This is a genomic window from Mycoplasma leonicaptivi ATCC 49890 (assembly GCF_000622205.1).
Classification (GTDB): domain Bacteria; phylum Bacillota_I; class Bacilli_A; order Mycoplasmatales; family Metamycoplasmataceae; genus Mycoplasmopsis; species Mycoplasmopsis leonicaptivi.
The window spans coordinates 1-7,456 of sequence record NZ_JHWE01000045.1 but is presented as its reverse complement, the minus strand read 5'-3'; the positions used below and the strand labels follow the sequence as shown (position 1 = coordinate 7,456).

Annotated in this window: 9 protein-coding genes; 8 read left to right on the top strand and 1 reads right to left on the bottom strand. The window is 24.4% G+C overall.

Annotation, left to right across the window (positions count from 1 at the left end; genetic code table 4):
* The 8 genes from BU00_RS04620 to BU00_RS0102860 form a co-directional block, all read left to right on the top strand.
* A partial coding sequence (locus BU00_RS04620) for a DDE-type integrase/transposase/recombinase (protein ID WP_156926438.1) occupies positions 1-438 on the top strand: 438 nt, incomplete at its 5' end.
* A gap of 54 nt (positions 439-492) precedes the next feature.
* A complete protein-coding gene (locus BU00_RS0102890; protein WP_027121414.1) occupies positions 493-717 on the top strand; it encodes a hypothetical protein in 225 nt (74 codons plus the stop codon).
* A 195-nt stretch (positions 718-912) separates the two neighbouring features.
* Positions 913-1,344, top strand: coding sequence for a ribosome assembly cofactor RimP (locus BU00_RS0102885; RefSeq protein ID WP_027121413.1), 432 nt, complete (start codon positions 913-915; stop codon positions 1,342-1,344).
* An 8-nt stretch (positions 1,345-1,352) separates the two neighbouring features.
* Positions 1,353-3,077 (top strand): NusA N-terminal domain-containing protein, encoded by a 1,725-nt coding sequence (locus tag BU00_RS0102880; RefSeq protein ID WP_036458998.1) that lies wholly within the window; start codon positions 1,353-1,355, stop codon positions 3,075-3,077.
* Entirely contained in the window at positions 3,061-3,363 is a 303-nt protein-coding gene (locus BU00_RS0102875; RefSeq protein ID WP_027121411.1) for a YlxR family protein, read from the top strand. The genes BU00_RS0102880 and BU00_RS0102875 overlap by 17 nt, the downstream gene beginning before the upstream one ends.
* Positions 3,339-5,144 (top strand): translation initiation factor IF-2, encoded by a 1,806-nt coding sequence (gene infB, locus BU00_RS0102870; RefSeq protein ID WP_027121410.1) that lies wholly within the window; start codon positions 3,339-3,341, stop codon positions 5,142-5,144. Before BU00_RS0102875 ends, infB begins: the two co-directional genes overlap by 25 nt.
* 93 nt (positions 5,145-5,237) lie before the next feature.
* On the top strand, positions 5,238-6,182 hold the full coding sequence (locus tag BU00_RS0102865) for an RluA family pseudouridine synthase (protein ID WP_027121409.1): 945 nt from the start codon (positions 5,238-5,240) through the stop codon (positions 6,180-6,182).
* Positions 6,166-7,092: a Rho termination factor N-terminal domain-containing protein gene (locus BU00_RS0102860; RefSeq protein ID WP_027121408.1), complete on the top strand. Its 927-nt coding sequence runs from the start codon at positions 6,166-6,168 to the stop codon at positions 7,090-7,092. Before BU00_RS0102865 ends, BU00_RS0102860 begins: the two co-directional genes overlap by 17 nt.
* A gap of 86 nt (positions 7,093-7,178) precedes the next feature.
* Here the strand turns inward: BU00_RS0102860 and BU00_RS04615 are convergent, their stop codons facing one another.
* Entirely contained in the window at positions 7,179-7,394 is a 216-nt protein-coding gene (locus BU00_RS04615; protein ID WP_036458996.1) for an IS3 family transposase, read from the bottom strand.
* Positions 7,395-7,456: the final 62 nt, after the last annotated feature.

The following is a 7,456-nucleotide window of genomic DNA, read 5'->3' as shown; positions in this document are numbered from 1 at the left end:
AATATTTTTGCTACTGATGTTTCATATATAAAATCTCCAAAAGATGTTTTAGAATCTTATGTATATTTATCTGCTATTTTATCACATAGAACAAAAGAAATTATTGGTTTTAAGTTGTCAAAAAGTAACAACTTAGATTTAGTCATTCAAAACTTAGAAGATTTAACAAAAAAGAATTATTCAAATTTTATAATACATTCTGATCATGGTTTTCAGTACACAAATCAAGAATATATTAATAAAGTCAAAAAATCTAATGGTAAAGTTTCGCTTTCTAGGGTAGGAAACTCTTTTGATAATCGTGAAATTGAATATTGATTCGGTGTAATAAAAACTGAATTATTAAACGATTTAGATTATTCAGAAATTACTTTTGAAGAATTAAATATTAAAATAAAAGAATATGTTGATTGATATAATGAAGAGAGAATTCAATAAAATTTAGAATGAAAAACACCACAGCAAACCGCTATGATGTTATAATTTATAAAAATGTTAATTTTTTGTGTCCATGTTTATACAATAAAGTCTTTTTATTTAGAAGAAATTAACTTTTCAAATGAACATAAACAAGACAATAGAAATTGATCAAAACAATTCAATCCTAACTCAGGAAGACTTTTAGTTTCTGATAAATTTATAAAAATTTGAAAAAAGGAAGTGGATCAAATATCTGATAAAAAGACACTAGAAGAATTATTAAATATTAATAATTAATTTAATTATAAAATTTTAAACTTTAGAAAAAAGAATAAAATATTTATAAAGTTCATAAATATTCAATTTTCGTGTAAATAACACAAAATATTAGTTAGTATTTTTATACTTTTTGATATAATGTTTTCATTCGTTGTAGTACATAATGAAGAGTTGCATTTATGCAACTCTTTAATATTTTATTTAAGGGGTTTTATGGATTATACAAATATTTTAAATAAACAATTTAATAATGTAATTTTGTCTGCAAAAATGGTTAATAATGAGTTTGGTGAAACTTTAGAAGTTGTAACAACATTTATTGATTTATCAAAAGTTGAACAAATTAGCAGGGAAATAAGTAGTTTTCTCGAAACGCAAAGTTGGTTTAAAGATGAATATAATTTAGAAGTTTTATCAAAAGGAAGTGATTTAAATATTCAACTTGTAGATTTAGAAAATTATATCTCACAAGATATTAAAATAAAAACTATTAAAAGTATTGAAGGTAATAATGTGTTTATTGTAAAATTACTTGAAAATAGTGAAGATCAAATTAAAGTGCAGTGAAACAAAAAAGGACAAATAAGAAAAATTAATATTTTAAAATCTAATATACAAAGTATTGAAAAATTTATCAAATTTTAAGGAGTAAAATGTCTAATCAAAAAAATAAAAATACAAATATTAATTCATTATTTTATGCAACATTAAAAACATATGCAGAAATTGAAAAAATATCATTTATAGAAGTTGTGGAAATTTTTAAAAACGAAGTTGAAAAAGTTATTACAAAAACATTTGATCCAGATGCGGAAATATCTGTTGAATATGATCACAAACTTCAAGAAGCGTGATTTATTAATCAAAATGGTCAAGTAGTTGAAGATGGATCTATTGAAGTTAGTGATGTTGAAGAAAAATCACCAATTGTTGAAAAAATTTCTTTTATTGAAGAAAATTCAGCAAAACTAATTGATTCAAAAGTTAAAGTAGGTGATAATTTTGTTATTAAATTTACTTTTGATAATTTACCATTAAAAACAAAAAAAACAATTGAACAATGTTTAAGACAAGAAATAAAAAATGCTAGAAAAAATAGAATTTTAGAAATTTTTAAAGACAAAATAGGATTAAAATTTAATGCAAAAGTTAATCATACAGTTGGCAGAAAAGGTTTTAGTCTTGAAATAATTGATGGAGTTGATACCTTTAAGGCATTTTTACCAAAAAATAAAATTAATAGATCAATTAATTTACAACCAGGACTTAATGTTGAAGTGATTTTAGAAAATGTAAACGCTGAAGAAAACACAAGTTTAGAAGTTTCAATGATTCAACCAATACAAGTTGAAAAAACATTACAAAATGAAATTAGTGAAATAGAAAATGGTGATATTGAAATTGTTAAAATTCAAAGAATTGCGGGTGTAAGAACAAAAGTATCAGTAAGACCAAATCCTGAAAGAAATTTTGATTTTGATATTATTAGTTCGATGTTTGGTGAAGAGGGTTCAAGAATTTCTTCCGTATCAGAAAAACTTGGTGAAAAAGTTGAAATTATAAGATATTCTGATGATCTTAGAGAATATATTTCTAATGCATTATCACCTGTTAAACCAGTTGATGTTTTGGTTAAAAAAGATTTACAATCAGCTTATGTTGTCATAAAAGATGAAGATATAAAAAGAGCATTTGGTATTAAAAAAACAAATCTTGATTGTGCATCAAAACTTGTTGGTATAAAATTAGAATTAATAACAGTTTCAAATGCTATTAAATCTAATTTACCATTTAAAAGAGAAAAACTTAAAAAAGAATTTAAAGAAATTGATAAACCTTTATTCAAAGAAAAACAATCATTTAAACGTTCTAAATTTAATTCATATTTAAGTTCACAAGAATTAGATATGTCAAACTTAGATTTTGATATTCAAAGCGCGTTTGCTGAATTAGAAAACGATATAGAGGCCGAAAGAACAAGACTCGAGCAAGAAAGGCTTGATAATAAGAATAAAAAAGAAAAATCTTCTGTTTCTAAAATTTCAAATAGAATTCAAAAAGATGAAATGGATGATCTTTTTGATAAAATCAATAATGATTATGATGATTCATTAGTGATTGAAGGAAATTTTGATTTTATAAACGAAATTAATTCAGAAATAGAAGCAGAATTTATTGCAGAAGATGAATTAGACGAATACGAAATTTCAAATGAAACAGAAACAGAAATTAAAAAACCTTCAAAATCTAAAAATTCAAATAAAATTGTTTCAGAATATAAAAAAATTAAAGATTTTAAAATGGATAATGATTTAGCAAATTATGGTTTAGATCAAAATCTAGATTTAGGTGACATTAAAGATGAAGACTGAAACTAATCAAAATTACACAAGAAAGTGTATTGTTACAAATAACATTATAAATATTGATAATTTAATACGTTTTGATTATAATAAAAAAGATAATTTAATAACTTTAGATTTAAATAAATCTAAAAAAGGTAGAGGTGCTTATTTTATTCCAACACAAGAAAATTGATTAAAACTAAAAAAAACAAAAGCTTTAAACAGAACATTTCGCACTAATGTGGATATGGAAGTTTATAATACAATTGAACAACAATTACAGGAGGAGGAATTATGGCAAAAAAAACAAACAGAATAAGCAATGTTGATGATATAAAACAACAATTGCAAAACACAAAAACAGAATTAAAGGATGGTGTTTTTGTGTTTACTAATAAAATGTCAATTAGTGATTTTTCACAAGCTACAAAAATTAATCCTAATGATATAATTAAAAAATTCTTCTTAAAAGGTAAAATGTATAATTTAAACCATATATTAGATGAAGAAGAAATTGCTGAAATATGTATTGATAATGGATATGAATTTCAAAAAGAGACTAATGTTGATGGTTCCAATTTTTTAGATGAAGTTTTCTTTGAAGATAAAAAAGAAGACCTTATAAAAAGAAGTCCAATTATCGCTGTTATGGGACATGTCGACCATGGTAAAACAACATTGATTGATAAGATAAGACATTCAAATATTGTTGCAACAGAATCAAGCGGAATAACACAGCATACAGGTGCATATCAAATAACACATAAAAAGGATAAAATTACTTTCTTAGATACCCCTGGTCATGAAGCATTTACAAAAATGCGTGCAAGAGGTGCAAAAGTAACCGATATTATTATTTTGGTTGTTGCGGCTGACGATGGTGTTATGCCTCAAACAAAAGAAGCAATTGCTCATGCAAAATCAGCGAATGTTCCAATTATTGTTTTTGTTAATAAAATGGATAAACCAAATAAAGATTTAGATCGTATTAAAGGTGAATTAGCAGAAGTAGATGTTGTTATTGAGGAATATGGTGGAAATACACAAATTGTTTATGGTTCTGCAATTAAAGGCGAAGGAATTACTGAATTATTTGATCAAATTATGCTTTTAGCAGAAATTATGGAACTGAAAGCTAATCCAAATAGATATCCAATTGGTACTGTTATTGAATCAAGAATTGACAAAGGTTCTGGAGCAGTTTCAACAGTTATTGTTGAAAATGGAACCTTAATGAAGGGTGATTTTATTGTTGCTGGTTCTAAATATGGTAGAATAAGAACTTTAACTGATGCTAATGGTAATGCAATTGAAAAAGTAATACCAGGTGCACCTGGTATTATAACAGGTTTAAACTATGCACCTGATGCTGGTGATAAGTTTGTTGGTTTTAATGATGAAAAATTTGCCAAAAAACTCGCAAATGAAAAAGCTTTTTCTGATAAAATGAATTTATTACACGATAAAAGTTTAACAGCAGTAAATGCTGAAGGTAAAAAAATTATTAATATTATTATAAAAAGTGATGTTCATGGTACTGCTGAAGCTATTAAAGAACAAGTTAATAATTTAGAAAACAGTGATGCTGTAATTAAAGTTATTTCAGCAAGTGCTGGTCATGTAAGTGGAAGTGATTTATTGTTATCACAAGCATCAAATGCAACAATTTTTGTTTTTAATTTAAAAACACCATCAACTATGAAACAAAATGCTCAATCACAAGGTATATCTTTAATTGAACATAATGTTATTTATAAAATTGTTGATGACTGTAATTTAATGCTTGATGGTGAAAAAACACCAATTTATGAAGAAAGAAAAATTGGTGAGGCACACATTATTAAAGTTTTCTTTTATTCAAAAGTTGGAAAAATTGCTGGGTGTATGCAAGATTCAGGTGTTGTTAAGGAAAAATCTAAGGTAAAAGTATACAGAAAAGGTAAATTAATTCACGAAGGTGTGATTGATTCTTTAAGAAGAGAATTAAATGATACTAAAGAAGTTGTTAAAGGTAAGGATTTTGGAACACACATTAAAAACTTTAATGATATTGAAGAAGATGATGTTTTAGAATTTTTTGAAGATGTAAGGATCAATTAAATTTAATACCAAACATATATAAATTAGGTATATTTAAATATACCTAATTTATATATAATGAGTTAAAATTTTATTTTTGATATAATTTCAAATATGTTACAAATAGAAGTAAAGTACAAAGACAGAATTGATAAATATGTTACAAATAATTCAGATATTTCAAGAAATGATATAAAGCAATTAATCCTTGAAGGTGCAGTTTTAGTAAATAATGTAAAAATTAATAAGCCAAAATTTGAAGTACATGAAGGACAAATTATTAATATAATAAAGATAATTGATAAAACTATTCATATTAACCCTGAAAAAATGGACTTAAATATTGTTTATGATGATGAATACATATGCGTTATAGATAAACCAAGCGGAATGGTAGTCCATCCTTCACCAGGTCATCATCAAAATACATTAGTAAATGGTCTTTTGTATCATTTTAAAAATAATTTATCAAACGAAAATGGTTTATTAAGACCTGGTATTGTACACAGAATTGATAAAGATACAAGTGGATTATTAATTATTGCCAAGAATAATGAAGTACATAAATTACTTTCTGACAAATTTAGTACACACAGCATCAAAAGAGAATATATAGCAATTTGTGATGGTATTTTAGAAGATAAAAGACTAAAGTTAAACTTACCAATAGGTCGTTCAAATAAAGATAGACAAAAAATGGCTATTACAAATACAAATAGTAAAAATGCTATTACTAATGTTACACTTCTTAATAGTTTTTATTTAAATAATCAACCAAAATCATTAGTAAAATGTGAATTAGAAACAGGAAGAACACACCAAATTAGAGTTCATATGCAATATATTGGAAATCCAATTTATGGTGATCCTGTGTATGGAAAAAGTATAGATGAATTTGGGCAAAGATTACATGCATATTCAATTGAATTTCAACATCCAGTTACTCATAAAAAAATGTTATTCTTTTCAGATTTACCAGAAATTATGAAGCAAGAATCAAATTTTAATTTTTCTGAATTTATTAAAAATGAAAGAGGTGACAATGATCAATCTTTTTAAAGACATAAAAAATGATGATATAAATAACGGAAAACTATGATCAAAAGAAAAATCTCATTTTAGAATTTGAATTATTCTTTTTGGCGTTATATTATCTTTAATATTTATATTTAGTATTATTTATCCAATTTTAATGTCTGTATACAAACATGTTTTTATAGAAGAATTTAATAAAACTGCAAAAAATGCACAAGAAGCCCAAAATTTTAGTGCTTCTTACAATTCATTAATATTATCATCATCGTTTTTCACTTTTGCAAATTTCTTAATAATTCTTTTTTACTGAAAATCAATTTATATTTCATATAAAAAGAAAGATTTTCAGTTCATTTCTAGTGGTGTTCTTTTTGCTACAAGATTTTATGGTATATTATTAGCAATTGTATTAATATTTGGTGGTAGAGGTAATTTACCAACTAATCAAATACAAAAAATATTTTATGGACTGAATATTGCAGAAACAATCCTATGAGTAATAACAGGTTTAGTTTTCGGTTATATTGTTTCAAGAATTAGATTTTTATTTGTTTCACAATCTTTCCGTGCAAAGATAAAAGAACAAGAAAAAAACTTCGCTGAGTTTATTAAAAATTATCAAGAAGATCCAAATTTTACAAGCAACCTACAGGATTTTACTGGAAACTTAAATAGTTTCATGAATTTTGATAAAAATACCCAAACTACAAATAATGAAGATATAACAAAAAAAACTTCAAGTAATATTTCTAAGAAAAAACAAGAAATTGAAAAACTTTCAAATTTATCTATTGAAAGACTACATTTAATAGCACAAAAACTAAATATTTTTGGATATCAAGAGATGACAAAAGATGAGTTAATTGAAAAAATTTATCTTAATACAAAAAAAACTAAATCACAAGATCCTTCAAGTGACACACAACAAGTTTAAATATTTAGTATTATTGTTAAATTCAAATTATTAAAAAAATCTATGTTTTAATAAACATGGACACAAAAAATTAACATTTTTATAAATTATAACATCATAGCAGTTTGCTGTGGTGTTTTTCATTCTAAATTTGATTGAATTCTCTCTTCATTATATCAATCAACATATTCTTTTATTTTAATATTTAATTCTTCAAAAGTAATTTCTGAATAATCTAAATCGTTTAATAATTCAGTTTTTATTATACCGAATCAAAATATTCGGAAGCGTAGATTATTTTGTGTAAATTCTCTTAATAGCAAATATTTAATTTAAAATATTTATATTAGGAGATTTTTTTATGAAAAAGAAAACAGAATTTAAT